Raw genomic sequence first — 17,740 nt, forward strand, 5'->3', positions numbered from 1 at the left:
CGCATTGCCGCAGCCCGTCAGGTTGCCGGTCGATGCCGTTGTACAGGCATGGACCGCCGCTGCTGCCGGCGATTGCCGCGCCGGAGCGCGGGCGGCGCAGCCCTCTGGCAGATAGCCATGCCCCGTGCGCGCGGCCGTTCGGCTGCGCGCGGCAGGCAGCGACGACGGGCAGCAACAGGCGGTGGGCGGCGACGGCAGCATTGTCGTAAGATCGCGGCGCAGGTGGCAGACACGAGGAGCATTGCATGCAGGCGATCGTTCGCGGCGATGAGGCGGTCGAGACCGTACGCGTTCCCGGCGCAGCGCCCATCAGGATGTGGACCGAGGGCGTGCCGGTCGAGGACGAGGCACGTCAGCAGTTGATCAACACTGCGCGCCTGCCCTTCATCTTCCGCCACCTGGCTGTCATGCCGGACGTGCATCTCGGCAAGGGGTCGACGATCGGCAGTGTCATCCCGACGCGCGGTGCGATCATTCCGGCCGCGGTCGGCGTCGACATCGGCTGCGGCATGATCGCCACGCGCACGACGCTGGCCGCTGTCGACCTGCCCGACAGCCTGCACGGACTGCGCAGCGCCATCGAGCGCGCGATACCGCATGGCCGCACTGTCGGTCGCGGACGGCGCGACGAAGGCAGCTGGGACAACCCGCCGCCGCTGGTCAACGCACTCTGGATGGAACTGCTGCCGCGCTTCCGGCGGCTGGTCGAGAAGTACCCGAGCCTGAAGAACACCAACAACCACAACCACCTGGGAACGCTGGGAACGGGCAACCACTTCATCGAGGTCTGCCTCGACGAAGCCGACCGGGTCTGGTTGATGCTGCACTCGGGGTCGCGTGGCGTCGGGAATGCCATCGGCAGCACCTTCATCGCGCTGGCACAGGCTGACATGCGGCAGCATCTCGCCAACCTTCCCGATCGCGATCTTGCGTACCTCGAGGAAGGCAGTGCCCACTTTGCCGACTACGTCGAGGCGGTCGACTGGGCACAGGATTACGCACGTCACAACCGTGCAGCGATGATGGCGAACCTGATCGCCGCCACGCGGCTGGTGATCGCCAAACCGTTCGCCGTCGACGTCGAGGCGGTGAACTGTCACCACAACTACGTGCAGAAGGAGACACACTTCGGCGCCGAGGTCTTCGTCACCCGCAAGGGCGCGGTGTCGGCCCGGCGCGGCGAGCTCGGCATCATTCCCGGCTCGATGGGGGCGCGCAGCTACATCGTCCGTGGCCTCGGCAATCCGGAATCGTTCTGCTCGTGCAGCCACGGTGCCGGCCGCATCATGAGCCGCAACGAGGCGCGCCGCCGCTTCACCGTCGCCGACCAGGAACGTGCCACCGCGCACGTCGAGTGCCGCAAGGACAAGGACGTGATCGACGAAATACCGATGGCCTACAAGGACATTGACGCCGTGATGCACGCACAGCGCTCGCTGGTCGAGGTCGTGCATACGCTGCGGCAGGTGGTGTGCGTCAAGGGCTGAGGCGCGCCTGGAATTCATCGACGACATCGGCGACGCTGGTCCTGCGGCCGAGGTCGCCGATCCTTTCCTCGAGCCCTTCCGCGCGCAGGATGTCGCGCGCCGCCGCGTGCGCAGCCACCAGCCGCAAGCGGATTCCCGCCGCCTGCAGCTCCGTGTGCAGCTTGGCCAGCATGCGTGCGCCGGCGAGATCGACGGTTGGCGAAGTAGACAGATCGAATACCGCCAGCGTCAGGGTCTCGGGGGTCGAGCGGATGCGCTGCCAGATGGCATCGCGCACATGCTCGACGTTGAAGTAGAGCAGGGCGGCCTCGACGCGGAAGAGCAGCGCCCCCGGGACGACCGCGTTGTCCGGGTTGCGCTCCATGATGATTGCGACAGGCCGCCGGCCACCGGGTAGGCCTGGAAGAGTCCTGCAGCCAGGTTCGCCGCGCCGAGACCGAGGAGTTCCTGCCGGACATCGATCTCGTAGCCGCGTGCCTGCGCCAGTGCGCGGGCAGCCGACACGCTTTCGACGTAGGCCAGCAGCAGACAGGCAAAGGCCAGCGGGATCACCCCGTCGACGTCACGCACGCGCAACTCAGGCAGATGAAAGTCTGGTAGGCCCTGCGGCAAGCCGCCGACGACCTTGAAGCCGAGCTCGCCGAGCGGCGTCAGCGACAGCAGGAGGATCGCGGCGACCACGACGAACAGCGCCACCGGGCGCCCGGGCAGGAATCTTTCACCGAGCAGCAGCACCGCCAGAGCGGCCAGACCGAAAGCGAGAACGGCCAGGTTGGTATTTGGGAGCTGGCCGGCGAGGACGGCGACCGACCCGAAGAAGCCGTGCCCGCCACCCTCGACCCCGAAAAGCTTGGGCAACTGGGTCATGGCGATCGTCAGCGCCGCACCGGCCTTGAAGCCCAGGAGAATCGTCTCGCTGATGAAGTTGACCAGCGAACTCAGGCGAAACAGCCAAGCCAGCAAGCACATCGCGGCGATGACCAGCGCCGTCAGTGCGGCGATCGAGGCCCAGCGATCCGGATCGCCCTGCGCCATGCCGGCGACCGTGACGCCGACGAGCATCGAGATCGCCGAGGTGGGACCGATCGCCAGCTGCCGCGACGAGCCGAACAGCGCGTAGAACAGCCCGCCGACCAGATAGCAGTAGATGCCGCATTGCGGCGGCAGCCCGGCGAGCGAGGCGTAAGCGAGCGACACCGGGATGCCGTAGGCTGCCAGCGTCACGCCGGCGATCGCATCGTTGGCCAGCCACTCCTTGTGATACGCAGCCAGCCACTGCGCCGGTGGAAACGCCGCGCGCCAGCGGCCAAGCGGGGCTTGGCCTGCGTGCGCGGTCGCGGATCGCGATGAGTCGGTGACCGGCGCCGGACTCAAGCGCTCTCTTCGACCAGCGCTTCGAGTCGTCCTTCGCGGACTGCCTTCACGAAGGCGCGATAGTCGCGTTGATTCTGGTCACTGTACTCGACGGCGAACTCGCAGATCGCGTCGTCGAAGGTGGCGCTCGAACCCATGTAGCCGGCGATCAGTGCCGCGTCGCCCGAGCGCGCGTGCGCGCGTGCCAGGGCGCGGGCGCAGAGCCGGCCGTAGGTGGTGAGAAGGTCGGCGTCCCATCCTTCGACGATGGCACTGATCTTGACGTCGCGCAACTGCCTGAAGTAGTAGTGGCGGCCGTTGCTTCCAGTCGTCCAGCCCAGGAACATGTCGCTCGCCCCCTGCATCAGGCGCTGGCCGGCAACCACGCGCTGGCCGTGATTGGCATGCAGGCTCGGACCCGCATGCGGCTCGAGTACCGATTCCCGGGCCTCCTTGATCTGCAGGAACAGCGGGTCATTGTCGGCGGCCATGAACAGCGCCACGAGGCACTGGGTGCCGACGCTGCCGACGCCGACGACCTTGATCGCGACGTCGCACAACTGGAAGCGGTCGAAGAGAACGCGCACGTGCTCCGGCAACGAATCGCGGTAGAGCGTCAGGGCTTCGCGGTACTGCGTCCGCATTCCCGGCGCCTGTTCCTCGCTGGGATGAAAGACCAGTGGCGGGTTGTCCCGGATCTTCGGCAGCGACCCGTGATGCTCGGCGAGCTTGAGGAAGACGTTCTCGGCAGCGCTTTGCTGACGCGCCTTGGCGAGCCGTCTCGCGACCAGCTTCCTGAGCCTGGCGTCGCTGCCGCTCATCTCGGCCATGGCGCGTGCGAGCGGAATGGTGTCGTACCAGACATCGAGCGCGCGCATCGACGAATAGTCGGCCATCCGTTCGCGATATGCGCGCACCGTCGCTGTCGCCGCGCGTGCCGCCTCGCTTTCGTGCAGGCGCAGATACTGCGCGGCGATGACGACGCTCGCCGCCAGGCGTTTTAGATCCCACTCCCAGGGCGCCGGCAGCGTCTCGTCGAGGTCATTGACGTCAAAGACCACCTGCCGCTCGGGTGTCGCAAAGCCGCCAAAGTTCAGCAGATGCGCGTCACCGCAGGCCTGCACCCGCAGACCGGAGTTGGGCGTGGACGCCAGATCGGCGGCCATGATCGCCGCCGACCCACGATAGAAGGTAAACGGCGACTGCAGCATCCGGCCAAAGCGGATCGGCACCAGTTCGGGCATTCGCCCCTCGTTCGATGCCACCAGTGCCTCGATCGGATCGCGTCGTTTCCGCGGCGCCTTCCAGCCGCCATGGGCCTCGCGCGGCACCGCCTCGCGCAGCGCACTTCCCTGCGCACGACGTTCCTGCGGCGAGAGGGCCGCCGTTCTGCCGTGTTCGGTGCCGCCTTCCTGCCTTTCAGCGAACCCAATCTTCGGCATCTCGACCATCCTCCCTGTTGAGAAGAAAACACCCGCGGGATCACTGCTTCGCCGGTGGTGCCTTCGCTTTGCCTGCCTGCACGCCCTGCTGGTAGGCGCGCTGCTCCCTCTGCCGCTGTTGGTCGTAGAGATAGCCGCCGGCAGCTCCGATCGCTGCGCCGCCCGCCGCCCACGCCCACTCGCCGGTCGCCGCGCCGATCACGGCGCCGACGCCGGTGCCGATCGCTGCCCCGCTCAGCGTACGCTGCTCGGTCGAACTCATGTTGGCACAGCCGCCGATGGCGAGCATGCCCGCCAGCAGCGGGACGCCGATCAATCCGTGTTTCATCGTCCTGCTCCTCATGTCTGTGGTCTGTCCACGCGGCCTCTCGCCGCGGCGCGCTACTTGCGGCAAGGGAACTTCTCGCCGGCGAAGCGGAAGAGGGTGTCGATCGCTCCCGAGTTCATCAACTGCGGCCGGGCGTTGGCCCAGGCGACGAAGTCACTCGCCACCTGCGAGCGCTTGGGGCTCGGATCGGGAACGCAGACGAAGCGATCGGCCTCCTGCGTCGATGCATCGTAGTAGCCATAGGCGCCTGCCAGCACGCCATGGCAGAAGGCCAGCGCGGTCGCATGGTCGGGATCCGAGACCGGCACGCTGCAGACCTTCACCAGTTCGCCGGCGTTGTGGATGCGGTACTGGTCGGGCGGCACGGCGTGCGCGGTGGCGGCGAGCGCGGTGGCGGCGGCAAGAAGAACGATACGCATGTTGGGGACCTCCGGTGGTGCCGGCGACCGTCGGACCGCCGGCAGTTGCAAGGGTGTTCAGTAGACTTCGGGAACGTACTTCAGCGGCAGTCCGGGGTCCTCGTAGTCGCCCGGCTTCTGCCGCTTGGGAAGGCTGATCTTCGGCTGCTTGACGGTCTCGTAGGGAATGCTGCCCAGGAGGTGCTTGATGATGTTGAGGCGAACGCGCTTCTTGTCGTCGGAACGCGCGACGAACCAGGGTGCCCAGTCGGTGTCGGTGGCCCTGAACATGTCGTCGCGGGCACGCGAGTAGTCGTACCAGCGACTGTACGACTTGAGATCCATCGGCGACAGCTTCCACTGCTTGCGCGGGTCGGTGATGCGGGCCTCGAGGCGGCGGGTCTGCTCGTCCATGTCGACTTCGAGCCAGTACTTGCGGAGGATGATCTGGTTGCCATCGACCATCAGCTTCTCGAACAGCGGTGCCAGACGCAGGAATCCCTGCACCTGCTCGTCGCTGGCGAAACCCATCACCCGTTCGACGCCGGCGCGGTTGTACCAGCTGCGGTCGAAGATCACCACTTCGCCCGCTGCCGGCAGGTGTGGCAGGTAACGCTGCACGTACATCTGCGTCTTCTCGCGCTCGGTCGGCGCCGGCAAGGCGACGACGCGGAAGACGCGCGGGCTGACGCGGCCGGTGATCGCCTTGATCGTACCGCCCTTGCCGGCGCCGTCACGACCTTCGAAGACGATCACCACCTTGAGTCCCTTTTCGATCACCCAGCTCTGCAGATGCGCGAGTTCAGCCTCGAGCTTCTCGAGCTCCTTGTAGTATTCCTTCGACGACATCTTGCGCGGCGGCTGCTCCGCTGCTTCCCCTGCCGCCGCTGCCGCCGCTGCCGCCGCTGCCGTCTGAACGCTGCTGCTGCCGGCCTTCCCGACCTTTTCCTTCTTCGCCGACTTGCCCTTCTTGCCCATGCTTCTCTCCTCTGAGGCTACATCCTGGCGCTGCAATACGGGGCAGCGCCGGCCCGGTATCAGTCCGGGGCAGGCAATCCGGCGCCGCTCGTGGCGGGCCGGGCAGGGGACTCGGTCACCGCCCGGAATCTGCCGCGCTCATCGTTCCTTCGCCGCTGCGGCATCGTTCGCCGTTCTGGCAAGCTGGTCCGCTTCATTCACCCAGCCGCCGCCCATGGCCAGGTAGAGATTGATCATCGCCTGGAATTCCGCCTGCTGCGTCTGTGTATATTGTAGTTGAACATTGAACAGACTGCGCTCGGCGTCGAGCACCTCGATGTAGCTCGTGTAGCCGTTGTCGTAGCGCAGGTGGGCGGTGGCGGCGTACTGTCGCAGCGCTTCAACCTGACGCCGCTGCGCGTGCAACTGTTCGCGCGTGCGGTCCTGGTTGATGAGCGCATCGTTGACCTCGCGGAAGGCCTCCTGAATCGCTTTCTGGTAGGCGAACAGCGCTTGCTGCTGCGCCGCCTCGGCAGACTGCAACTGCCCTGCCAGCGCGCCGGCGGTGAAGATCGGCATGCTGATCGGCAGGCCGTAGTTCCACACCTTGTTCTCGCCCTGGAAGAGGTTGCCCAGGCTGGTGCTCGAGTAGCCGAAGAGGCCGGTGAGCGAGATCGTCGGAAAGTACGCCGCCTTGGCGGCGCCGATCAGGGCATTGGCGGCGATCAAATCCTGTTCGGCGCGGCGCAGGTCGGGTCGCCGCTCGAGGAGTTCGGACGGCAGTCCGGCCGGGATGGCCGGCAGTGTGAGCTGATCGATGCTCTTCCCGCGCGGGATCGCCCCGGGGTTGCGTCCGAGCAGGACGCTGAGCCCGTTCTCCTGCTGCGCGATGGCTTTCTCGAGCGGTGGAATCGTCGCCAGCGCTTCCTCGTACTGCGACCGGTTCTGGCTCAGTTCGAGCACCGAGATGAGGCCGCCTGCGAAGCGCAGCTTGAAGAGTTCGTACGACTCGCCGCGGCTCTTGGCGGTTGCGCGGGCGATCTCGAGTTGCCGGTCGAGGTCGCGCAGGTTGACGTAGGCACCGGCGACGCTGCCGACCAGCGACAGGATGACGCCGCGCCGGCCTTCCTCGCTCGCCAGCAGCTGCGCGCGCGCGGCTTCGGTCTGGCGCCGGATGCGGCCCCAGATGTCGATCTCCCAACTGGCGTTGAGCACGACGTTGTAGGTGCTGAACGTATTGTCCTGCCCGGCGCCGAGTACCACCGCTCCGACATCCCGCTGCCGGCGCGCGTCGGCGCTGGCGCCAAGCTGCGGGAAGAGGCCGGAACGAACGAAGCCGTAGTTGCCGGCGAACTGCTCGACGCGGGCGCTGGCGATCATCAGGTCCCTGTTCTCGCGCAGTGCCGTCGCCACCAGGTCGTTGAGCACCGGATCGGCGAATTGTTCCCACCAGGCGGTGTTGGCGAGGGCGCGCGCGTCCTGGTCGCTGAGGCGCCAGCCGGCCGGTGCGTCGAGCGGCGGGCGGACGTAATCGGGGCCGACCATGCAGCCGCTGGCGAGCAGTGCCAGCAGGGCGACGAACAGTGGCTTACCCATGGCGCTCCTCCTCCTTGTCGCTCGCGGTCGCCGGTGCGCTGGTGGCCGTTCCGGCGTCGTGCGCGACGCCGGTGTCGCCCTTGTGCGATATCCTCTCGACGACGTAGAAAGTCACCGGAATCAGGAAGATGGCGATGCCGGTCGCCGCCAGCATGCCGCCGATGACGGCGCTGCCCATCACCTGTCGTGAGAGGGCGCCGGCACCGCTGGCGATTGCCAGCGGCACGCAACCGAGGATGAAGGCGAAGGAGGTCATCAGGATCGGCCGCAGGCGGAGCTGGGCGCCCTTGAGCGTTGCTTCGACGAGCGACAGTTCGCCCTTTTCATACTCCATCTTGGCGAACTCGACGATCAGGATCGCATTCTTTGCCGCCAGGCCGATCAGCATCACCAAGCCGATCTGCGCGTAGACGTTGAGTTCCTGGCCGCGCCACAGCAGCGCGATGAACGCCCCGGCGACGGCGATCGGGGTGCCGAGCAGCACCGAGAACGGCAGCGACCAGCTCTCGTACTGGGCGGCGAGGATGAGGAAGACGCAGAGCAGCGAAAAGGCGAAGATGGCGACCGGCGAAACGCCCTGCTGTGCCTTCTGTTCCTGATACGACATGCCCATGTAGTCGAAGCCCATCTCGGTCGGCATCGTTTCGGCGAAGACTTCCTCGAGGGCCCGCATGACCTGCGCCGAACTGTAGCCGGGCGCTGCCGAGGCGTTGATCTGCGCGCTGCGGTACAGGTTGTAGCGCATCGTGAACTCCGGCCCGGAAATGTTGCGCACCGACGTCAGCGCCGACAGCGGCACCGCCTCGCCCTTGTTGTTGCGCACGTAGAACTGGCCGACGTTTTCGATGTCGGTTCGGTAGTCGCCCTCGGCCTGAACGTAGACCTGCCACTGGCGGCCGAAGCGGTTGAAGTAGTTGATGAAGCCGCTGCCGAGGAAACTCTGCAACGTCTTGTAGACGTCGCTGAGGCTGACGCCCTGCTTGAGCACCTTGTCCTGGTCCACGTCGATGAACAGCTGCGGCACCGTCGGCCGGAAGGTAGTGGAAACGCTGGCCAGTTCCGGGCGCTTCTTTGCCGCCTCGACGAACCGGTTGGTGTTTTCGGCGAGGAAGGCAATGTCCTTGCCGGCACGGTCCTCGAGAATGAAGGTCGCCCCACCCGATGTACCGACTCCCTGGATTGCGGGCGGAGGGAAGGCGAAGGCGATGGCACCGGAGATCCCGGAGAGCTTCCTCGTCAATTCGGCCTTGATCGCCTCGTACTGTTCGTCGGGTTTCTTGCGCGCCGACCATTCATCGAGGGTGATGAAGAAGAAGGCGCTGTAGGTGTTCGTGACCTGGCTCAGCATGCTGTAGCCGACGACGGTGGTCACGTACTTCACTCCCGGCGTGGACATGATCAGTTCCTCGGCCTGGGCCGCGATTTCCGACGTCCGTTGCAGCGACGAGGCATCGGGGAGCTGGACGCCGGCGAAGACGTAACCCTGATCCTCGTCCGGAAGGAAGCCGGCCGGCAGGATCTTGCCGAAGAAGCCTGCTCCCCCGGCGACGGCGGCCAGAAAGATGAGGCTGATCAGGCTGCGGCGGATGGCGATGCGACAGATACCGACGTAGCCGTCGGTAACGCGGCCGAAGACCCGGTTGAAGCCGTCGTAGAACCTCTGCAGCGGGCCGCTGCCCTTGACCTTGGGCCTGAGCAGCATCGCGCAGAGAGCCGGGCTGAGCGTCAGCGCGTTGAACGCCGAGATGATCACCGAGATGGCGATCGTCACCGCGAACTGCTGGTAGAGCTGGCCGGTGATCCCAGGGATGAAGGCGGTCGGCACGAAGACGGCGGCGAGGATGACGGCGATGGCGATTACCGGTCCCGTGACCTCCTCCATTGCCCGGATGGTTGCATCCTTCGGCGTCATGCCGTGCTCGATGTGGTGCTCGACGGCTTCGACGACGACGATGGCGTCGTCGACCACCAGACCGATCGCCAGCACCAAGCCGAACAGCGACAACGTGTTGATCGAGAAACCGAACAGCGGGAAGAGCATGAAGGTTCCGACGAGCGACACCGGCACCGCCAGCAGCGGGATCAGCGTTGCCCGCCAGCCCTGCAGGAAGAGGAAGACGACGATCATCACCAGCACCAGAGCCTCGAGCAGGGTGTGCTGGATCTCCTTGATGCCCTCGGTGACCGACAGCGTCGTGTCGAGGGAAACGACATAGTCGAGGTCGGGTGGGAAGCTCTGCTTGATCTTCTCCATCAGCTTCTTGGCGCCATCGGCTGCATCGAGGGCGTTCGCGCCCGGCATCAGGTAGAGGGCGATCAGCGCCGCCGGCTTGCCGTTGAGCCGCCCCTGCTGGCTGTAGGTCTGCGCACCGAGCTCGATGCGCGCCACATCCTCGACACGCACGATCGAGCCGTCGGGGTTGGCGCGCAGCACGATCTTGCCGAAATCCTCGACATTCTCCAGCCGGCCCTGGGCGCGCACCGCGTAGGTGTACTCCTGGCCCGGCGGGACCGGCTCGGCACCGATCGTTCCGGCTGGATTGACGGCATTCTGCGCATTGACCGCGTTGACGATTTCCGGAATCGTGATGTTCAGCTTCGCCAGCTGGTCGGGCCGTACCCACAGGCGCATCGCGTACTGGCCGGCACCGAACACGGTGACGCTGGCGATGCCCCTGACCCGCGTCATCTGGTCGTTGATGTTGATGTAGGCGTAGTTGGCGAGGAATACGTTGTCGTAGGTGCCGTTCGGCGAGTAGAGGCTGAACATGATCAACGGCGACGAGGTCGACTTCGCCACGGTGACACCGTAGTTGCGCACGTCCGAGGGCAGTTGCGACTCGGCTTGGCCTTCGCGCATCTGGGCGAGCAACTGGTCGGTGTTGGCGTCGGTGCCGAGCGCGAAGTTCACGGTCAGCGTCGACTGGCCGTTGTTGGCGTTGATCGAGTACATGTAGTTCATGTTGTCGACGCCCGACATCTGCTGCTCGATCGGGGTGGACACCGCCTGTTCGACGGTCAGCGCGTCGGCGCCGGTGTAGGTACTGGTGACCTTGATCTCCGGCGGCACGATGTCCGGAAACTGGGCGGTCGGCAATCCGGACATGGCGACGAGACCGACGATGGTCATCAGGATCGAGATGACCATGGCCACGATCGGCCGGTTGATGAAAAACTTCGACATGGCCCTTTACCCCTTGCTCGCCGCTGCCGGCTTGTCGGCTGCTTCTGGCGAGGTCTTGCCCGCCGGTGTGCCTGCGGCGGTCGCTTCGGCAACGAAGGGCCTGGGCTCGACCACCATCCCCGGACGCACCTTCTGCGTCCCCTGGGCGATCACCGTCTCGCCGGGCTGCAGGCCGTTGCTGATGAGCCAGTCGCTGCCGATTCGCTCGCCGACGCTTACCGGCCGGATGTCGACCTTGTTGTCGGTGCCGACGACGGCCAGCAGGTACTTGCCCTGAATCTCGGTGACCGCGCGTTGCGGCACGAGCAGCGCGCCCTTCTCGACGGACATCGTTGCCCGCACCTTGCCGTACTGCCCGGGGCGCAGGAGACTGTTCGGGTTGGGGAACAGGGCTGCCGCCTTGAAAGTGCCGGTGCTCGGGTCGACCTGCCGGTTGAGCACATAGAACTTGCCGGGATGCGGGTAAAGCGAACCATCGACGAGGAAGAGTTCCAGCGGTACGTGTTCGTTCTTCGTTCCCCGGGCGGTGGCGGCGGTCGCCACCTTGAGATACTCGCGCTCGCTGATGTTGAAATAGACCTTGATCGGGTCCACGGTGGACACCGTCGTCAGCTCGGTCGGCATGCTCGGACTCAGCAGGTCGCCGATCTGCGCCTTGGCGATGCCGGCGATGCCGGTGACCGGCGAGGTGATCCTGGTGAACCCGAGGTTGATTCTGGCCGTCTTGAGCGAAGCGTCGGCCGCCTCGAGTGCCGCCTTGGCGGAAAGGTCGGCACCGGTGGCGTCATCGAGATCCTTCTGGCTGACCGCATTGAGCGCCGCCAGCGGCTTGATGCGGGCGAGGTTCGCCTTGGTCGTCTCATACCGGGCGGCCTGCTGCGCGCGCAGTCCCTTGGCCTCATCGACCGCGGCCTCGAAGGTGCGCGGGTCGATCTCGAACAGCGGCTGCCCCTGTTTGACGAGGTCGCCTTCGCGGTAGTTCTGTTTCACCAGGTAGCCCGTCACCTGCGGCCGGATGACGGCATTGACGTTGCCGTCGAGCGAGCCGATCCACTCCATGTAGATCGGCACGTCCTTCTGCACCACCTTGACGACGTCTACAACCGGCACTGCCGGCGTCGCGGCCTTCTTCTCGCTGCAGCCGGCAGCAGCGACGAGCAGCAGGCCGGCAAGGGCGGCAGCAAGGCCTAGAGGGCGGCACGGGAGGGGCAAATGGGGGAAATTCATGGCGGCTCCTGCGGGCGCTGGGTTGAGGCACTGGGGCGAGGACTGAGATTATGGGTCATCACGGCGGGCGAATCCAGAGGTTCAATTTCCCTGGCATGCTGCTGCCGGCAGCCAGTGGCCCGGCCACGCCGGTCATGCGCTGTTACGAACCGGCCTCAATGCATGCGCTATACTCGTCGCTCATTCGGCATCGACATGGCACAGGAAGGCCGCAGAGCATGAGCGAACGCGAAACTGACCAGCTCCTGGTGGAACGTGCGCAGGCGGGGGACGAGCGCGCTTTCGAGGTGCTGTTCGCGAAGTACCAGCGCAAGGTCGCGCGCCTGCTTTCGCGCTTCGTGCGTGATCCGGTCGAGGTCGAGGATGTGTCGCAGGAAACCTTCATCAAGGCCTACCGCGCACTGCCGTCGTTTCGCGGCGACAGCGCCTTCTACACCTGGCTCTACCGCATCTCGATCAATACCGCCAAGAACTACCTTGTCGCCCAGGGACGCCGGGCACCGACCTGGACCGAGTTCGACGCCGAGGAGGCCGAGGTGTTCGAGGACGCGAGCCAGTTGCGCGACATCAACACGCCGGAGAGCCTGTTGCTCACGCGGCAGATCGGCGAGACGGTGAACGCTGCGATGGAGGCGCTGCCGGAAGAGTTGCGCCACGCGATCGTCCTGCGCGAGATCGACGGCCTGAGCTATGAAGAGATCGCCAGCACGATGAACTGCCCGATCGGCACCGTCCGTTCGCGCATTTTCCGGGCGCGCGAAGCGGTCGCCGAGAAGTTGCGGCCGCTGCTCGACATCTCCGCTGATCGCCGCTGGTAGAGATGGGCAGGGAGCGCCTGGTGTGGTCGCAGCCAGCCCGCATTGCCCCGCGAGTGCCGGCGGACGGGCAGGAACCGGCGATGAATGAAGCCTGGGGAACGGTGGTGGCGATCTCTGGCGAGGAGGCGACGATCCGCATGGACGACACGGGTTGCGGTCGCTGTCGGCAACCGGGTGGCTGCGGAGGCCATCAAGGCGGGCTCTTCTGTCATGTGCCGCGTACCTTCAGCGTGCCGAACCCCGACCACCGGCAGCCTGGCGAGCGCGTGCAGATCGTCCTGGCGGGCGGTTCGCTCGGTCGCAGCGCGCTGCATGCCTACGTGCAGCCGCTGCTGGCACTGCTTGCCGGAGCGCTTGGCGGTTCGGCGATCGCGGGCGAAGCGGGAGCGATCGGCGGCGCGCTTGCCGGCCTGCTGCTCGGCTGGCTGTTGCTGCGGCGGGCGCAGTGGCGCTGGCGCAACGACCGTGGGCTGCAGCCATCGATCCGGCCTTGATTTTCCGGCCGGGATCCCCATTGACGTCCAGTCGTCCATTCTGGGTGCCAGTCGAGTCACCCCAGACCTGAACCAGGAGACCGCGGGAGCCATGAAACGATTCCTTCTTGCCTTCTTCTTCGTGCTCGTCTCGCTGCCGGCACTGCCACAGAACCGGGGATTGCCCGATTTCACCGAACTCGTCGAGAAACAGGGGCCGGCCGTGGTGAACATCAGCACCACGCAGACGCAACGCAGCGGCGGCAAGGGAGCGCAGCCCTTCCCGTTCGACGAGAACGACCCGATGTACGAATTCTTCCGCCGCTTCATTCCCCGCCAGCCGGGGATGCCCGGATTTCCCGGAGTGCCGCGCGAGTTCGAGAGCCGGTCGCTGGGTTCGGGCTTCGTCATCAGCGCCGACGGCTACATCCTGACCAATGCGCACGTCGTCGACTCGGCGGACGAGATCCTCGTTCGCCTGACCGACAAGCGCGAGTTCAAGGCGCGCGTCATCGGCACCGACAAACGCACCGACGTGGCACTGATCAAGATCGATGCTGCCGGTCTGCCAACGGTGCGCCTCGGTGACCCGGGTGTTCTCAAGGTCGGTGAGTGGGTGGTGGCGATCGGTTCGCCATTTGGCTTCGACAACAGCGTGACCGCCGGCATCGTCAGCGCCAAGGGCCGTTCTTTGCCGCAGGAAAACTACGTGCCCTTCATCCAGACCGACGTCGCCGTCAATCCCGGCAATTCGGGCGGACCGCTGTTCAACATGAAGGGCGAGGTGGTCGGCATCAACTCGCAGATCTACAGTCGCTCGGGTGGCTTCATGGGCATTTCCTTCGCCATTCCAATCGATGTCGCGATGGAGGTGCAGGGGCAGTTGCGGGCCACCGGCAAGGTCAGCCGGGGTCGCATCGGTGTCGTCATCCAGGAGGTGACCAAGGAGCTGGCCGAGTCCTTTGGCCTCGCCAAGGCGCAGGGAGCAGTGGTGAACGCGGTCGAAAAGGGCGGACCGGCGGACAGGGGCGGAGTCGAGCCCGGCGACGTGATTCTGCGGTTCGACGGCAAGCCGATCGCCAGTTCGGGCGACCTGCCGCGCATCGTCGGTGCCACCAAGCCGGGCAGCAAGGCGACGATGCAGGTCTGGCGCAAGGGCGCGACACGCGATCTCGTGGTCGTCGTCGCCGAGATTCCGGTCGAGGAGAAGACTGCCAGCCGCAGCAGCCGCAGCGTCAAGCCGGCCGAAAGGGCGGCCAATCGCCTCGGGCTGGTGGTGTCGGAACTGACGGCGGAGCAGAAGCGTGAACTCAAGGTGGATGCCGGCCTGCTGGTGGAGGATGTGCGCAACATGGCAGCCAGGGCCGAACTGCGACCGGGCGACATCCTGCTGGCGCTGATCGCGCGCGGCGAGAGCATCGAGCTGAAGAGTGTCGAGCAGTTCAACCGCCTGCTCGGACAGTTCGACAAGTCGGCCAGCGTCACCCTGCTGGTCCGGCGCGGCGAGCTGCAGACCTTCGTCACCCTCAAGGCAATTCCGGAGAAGCGCGGCGAGTGATGCGGGCGATCAAGCTGACGCTCATTTCGCGCTCCTTCTGCCATCTCTGTTCCGACATGGAGGCAGCGCTTGCGCCGCTTGCCGCCGAGTTCGGCGCCGAGGTCGAAGTGCTCGACGTCGACGACGATCCGGCGCTGGTGGAACGTTACGATGAACTGGTGCCGCTTCTGCTGCACAATGGTGTCGAGCTGTGTCACTATTTCCTTGACGCGGGCAGGGTGCGTGATTGCCTGCGCGGGATCGGCTTTCCCGGCGAATGACAGCCATTGCCACCATCTCAAGCGAGCGGACCATGACTTCAGAGATTCTTGAGAATCGCTGTTTCGACGAAATCAGCATCGGCGACAGCGCCAGCATCACCCACACCCTGAGCCTGGATGACGTGCAGCTGTTCGCCGCCGTCTCCGGCGACCTCAGCCCGACCCGGCTCGACAGCGAACTCGACCGGCAGATCGGGCCGGGCGACCTCGGCGCGCAGAGCATGTGGCTCGGCGCGCAGGTCTCCGGTCTGCTCGGCAGGCAGCTTCCCGGTCCGGGGACGGTGCACTCGGGACAGGATCTCGAGTTCCTGGCACCGCTGGCGATCGGTGAGCAGGTGACGATCTCGATCACCGCCACGGCCAGGGATCCGGCCAGCCGGCAAGTCCGCTTTGCCTGCCTTGGCATCAACGGCCGCGGCGAGACGATCATGACCGGCACCGCGCGGGTGATCGCGCCGCAGCTCAAGGTGCGCATGGAACGTCCGGACGCGGCCAAAATCTCGATCCAGAGCCACGACAACTTCGGACGCTTCGTCGAGCGCTGTCAGCAACTGCCGCCGGTATCGGTCGCCGTTGCCCATCCGTGTGACGAGTCGTCGCTCGGCGCGGCACTGCAGGCGAAACGCGAGGGGTTGATCGAGCCGATCCTCGTCGCGCCCGTCGCGCGCCTGCGTGCGGTGGCGGAGCAGGCCGGCCTCGACCTCGCCGGCGTGCAGGTCGAGGACGTGCCGCACAGCCACGCTGCCGCCTTCCGGGCGGTCGAACTGGTGCGCCTCGGGCAGGCTGCGGCATTGATGAAGGGCAGCCTGCATACCGACGAGCTGATGGCCGAGGTGGTCAGCAAGACCACCGGCCTGCGCACCGAGCGGCGCATCACGCACGCCTTCCTGATGGACGTCCCGACCTATCACAAGCCGCTGATCGTGACCGACGCGGCGATCAACATCGCCCCCGATCTCGACACCAAGCGCGACATCTGCCAGAACGCGATCGACCTGGCGCATGTTCTCGGCATCGAACGGCCGAAGGTGGCGATCATCTGTGCCGTCGAGTCGATCAATTCACGCATGGCCTGCACCACCGATGCCGCCTCGCTGTGCAAGATGGCGGACCGCGGCCAAATCAGCGGTGCGATCCTCGATGGACCGCTGGCTCTCGACAACGCAATCAGCAAGGAAGCGGCCCGCATCAAGAAGATCGATTCGCCGGTTGCCGGTGATCCGGACATCGTCGTCGTTCCCGACCTTGCTGCCGGCAACATCCTGGCCAAGCAGCTCACCTTCATGAGCAATGCCGACGGCGCTGGCGTCGTCCTCGGCGCGCGCGTGCCGATCATCCTCACCAGTCGCGCCGACAACCGGCGCACCAAGCTCGCGTCGTGTGCGGTTGCCGTCCTGATGGCCAGCGCCGCGGCCGGCCAGGCGACGATCAAGGCAGGAACCTGACATGGACAAGCTGATTCTGGTTCTCAATGCCGGCTCCTCGAGCCTCAAGTTCTCGCTGTTCGCCATCCCTGGGGCAGGTGAGTTGCAAGCCGTCGCGGTCGGCCAGATCGAGGGACTGGGCACCGCACCGCGGCTGAAGGTCAAGGATGGCGCCGGCAAGCCGATCGCTGAAGAAAAATGGGACAAGAGCGAGGTGGGCGGCCATGCGCAGGCACTGCAGCGGATCGCCGGGCTGCTTCGCGCACGCTTCCAGGGCAGCGTGCTGGCCGGTGTCGGTCACCGCGTGGTGCATGGCGGCCCCGATTACGCGGCGCCCCTGCTGGTAACGCCCGCGTCGATGCGCCGCCTCGAGGACTTCATCCCGCTGGCGCCGCTGCACCAGCCGCACAATCTGGCGGCGATCCGCGCCGTGCAGGAGGTGCAGCCCGATCTGCCGCAGGTCGCCTGTTTCGACACCGCCTTCCACCAGACACAGGAGAGGGTCGCGCAGTTCTATGGGTTGCCTTACGAGTACTTCGAGCGCGGGGTGCGCCGCTACGGCTTTCACGGACTGTCCTACGAGTACATCGCCGGCGCCCTGCCAGGCGTCGCGCCGGCGATCGCCGGCGGCCGGGTAGTCGTCGCCCACCTCGGCAGCGGTGCCAGCATGTGCGCGATGCGCGACGGCCGCAGCGTCGGCAGCTCGATGGGTTTCACCGCGCTCGACGGCCTGCTGATGGGTACGCGGCCGGGCAACATGGATCCCGGCATCGTCCTTTACCTGATGCAGCAGGAGGGAATGAGCGCCAAACAGATCGAGGATCTGCTCTACAAGCACTCGGGTCTGCTCGGCCTGTCGGGGATCGGCAACGACATGCGGGTTCTGCTGGCGAGCGAGGAAGCGCGGGCCAGGCTGGCGATCGAGCACTTCGTGTACCGCATCGGTCGTGAACTCGGCGCGCTCGCCGCCGTCCTCGGCGGGCTCGATGCGCTGGTGTTCACTGCCGGTATCGGTGAGAACAGTGCCCGCATTCGCGAACTCGTCTGCGAGAAGGCGGCCTGGCTCGGAATCGAGATCGATCGCGAAGCGAATGAGGCGGGAGGCCCGTGCATCAGCCGCGGCGGTCGCGAGGCCTCGGCATGGGTATTGCCGACCAACGAGGAACTGATGATCGCCCGTCACACGCGGCAGTTGCTGGCGCTCTGAACGGCGCGGGCGCCGGAGCGGGTCCTTG

The 17,740-nt window shown here is 66.1% G+C and carries 14 protein-coding genes and 1 pseudogene; 7 read left to right on the forward strand and 8 right to left on the reverse strand.

The window, feature by feature from the left end; genetic code table 11:
- Positions 1-314 precede the first annotated feature (314 nt).
- A complete protein-coding gene (locus HT579_11265; protein ID QKS31612.1) occupies positions 315-1,487 on the forward strand; it encodes an RtcB family protein in 1,173 nt (390 codons plus the stop codon).
- Here HT579_11265 and HT579_11270 read toward each other — a convergent pair.
- The 8 genes and pseudogenes from HT579_11270 to HT579_11305 form a co-directional block, all read right to left on the reverse strand.
- Positions 1,477-2,861, reverse strand: a pseudogene (locus tag HT579_11270) (SulP family inorganic anion transporter). The gene HT579_11265 and the pseudogene HT579_11270 sit on opposite strands and share 11 nt — an antisense overlap.
- Complete coding sequence (locus HT579_11275; protein ID QKS29435.1) at positions 2,858-4,282, reverse strand: DUF2252 domain-containing protein; 1,425 nt, start codon at positions 4,280-4,282, stop codon at positions 2,858-2,860. Before HT579_11275 ends, HT579_11270 begins: the two are co-directional and overlap by 4 nt.
- Positions 4,283-4,322: 40 nt before the next feature.
- Positions 4,323-4,610 carry a hypothetical protein gene (locus HT579_11280; GenBank protein QKS29436.1) on the reverse strand — a complete coding sequence of 96 codons (288 nt, stop codon included), beginning with the start codon at positions 4,608-4,610 and terminating at the stop codon, positions 4,323-4,325.
- A gap of 53 nt (positions 4,611-4,663) precedes the next feature.
- Positions 4,664-5,029, reverse strand: coding sequence for a hypothetical protein (locus HT579_11285; protein ID QKS29437.1), 366 nt, complete (start codon positions 5,027-5,029; stop codon positions 4,664-4,666).
- A 57-nt stretch (positions 5,030-5,086) separates the two neighbouring features.
- Positions 5,087-5,986 carry a polyphosphate kinase 2 gene (ppk2, locus tag HT579_11290; GenBank protein ID QKS29438.1) on the reverse strand — a complete coding sequence of 300 codons (900 nt, stop codon included), beginning with the start codon at positions 5,984-5,986 and terminating at the stop codon, positions 5,087-5,089.
- Positions 5,987-6,124: 138 nt separating this feature from the next.
- Positions 6,125-7,561: an efflux transporter outer membrane subunit gene (locus HT579_11295; protein ID QKS29439.1), complete on the reverse strand. Its 1,437-nt coding sequence runs from the start codon at positions 7,559-7,561 to the stop codon at positions 6,125-6,127.
- Entirely contained in the window at positions 7,554-10,745 is a 3,192-nt protein-coding gene (locus tag HT579_11300) for a multidrug efflux RND transporter permease subunit (GenBank protein ID QKS29440.1), read from the reverse strand. The genes HT579_11295 and HT579_11300 overlap by 8 nt, the downstream gene beginning before the upstream one ends.
- A 6-nt stretch (positions 10,746-10,751) precedes the next feature.
- Positions 10,752-11,972, reverse strand: a complete 1,221-nt coding sequence (locus HT579_11305; protein QKS29441.1) for an efflux RND transporter periplasmic adaptor subunit — start codon at positions 11,970-11,972, stop codon at positions 10,752-10,754.
- Positions 11,973-12,190: 218 nt separating this feature from the next.
- On the opposite strand from HT579_11305, the gene rpoE reads away from it, so the two are divergent.
- The 6 genes from rpoE (at position 12,191) to HT579_11335 (ending at position 17,712) form a co-directional block, all read left to right on the forward strand.
- The gene (gene rpoE / locus HT579_11310) at positions 12,191-12,790 is read left to right on the forward strand and encodes an RNA polymerase sigma factor RpoE (protein QKS29442.1); all 600 of its coding nucleotides are present in this window, start codon (positions 12,191-12,193) and stop codon (positions 12,788-12,790) included.
- Between the two features lie 80 nt (positions 12,791-12,870).
- Positions 12,871-13,284 (forward strand): SoxR reducing system RseC family protein, encoded by a 414-nt coding sequence (locus HT579_11315; protein QKS29443.1) that lies wholly within the window; start codon positions 12,871-12,873, stop codon positions 13,282-13,284.
- A 91-nt stretch (positions 13,285-13,375) separates the two neighbouring features.
- A complete protein-coding gene (locus HT579_11320; GenBank protein QKS29444.1) occupies positions 13,376-14,821 on the forward strand; it encodes a DegQ family serine endoprotease in 1,446 nt (481 codons plus the stop codon).
- Positions 14,821-15,081 (forward strand): glutaredoxin family protein, encoded by a 261-nt coding sequence (locus HT579_11325; GenBank protein QKS31613.1) that lies wholly within the window; start codon positions 14,821-14,823, stop codon positions 15,079-15,081. Before HT579_11320 ends, HT579_11325 begins: the two co-directional genes overlap by 1 nt.
- 32 nt (positions 15,082-15,113) lie before the next feature.
- Positions 15,114-16,526, forward strand: coding sequence for a bifunctional enoyl-CoA hydratase/phosphate acetyltransferase (locus HT579_11330; protein QKS29445.1), 1,413 nt, complete (start codon positions 15,114-15,116; stop codon positions 16,524-16,526).
- Between the two features lies 1 nt (position 16,527).
- Positions 16,528-17,712 (forward strand): acetate/propionate family kinase, encoded by a 1,185-nt coding sequence (locus HT579_11335; protein ID QKS29446.1) that lies wholly within the window; start codon positions 16,528-16,530, stop codon positions 17,710-17,712.
- Positions 17,713-17,740 lie beyond the last annotated feature (28 nt).

This window comes from Candidatus Accumulibacter similis (assembly GCA_013347225.1).
Taxonomy (GTDB): Bacteria; Pseudomonadota; Gammaproteobacteria; order Burkholderiales; family Rhodocyclaceae; genus Accumulibacter; species Accumulibacter similis.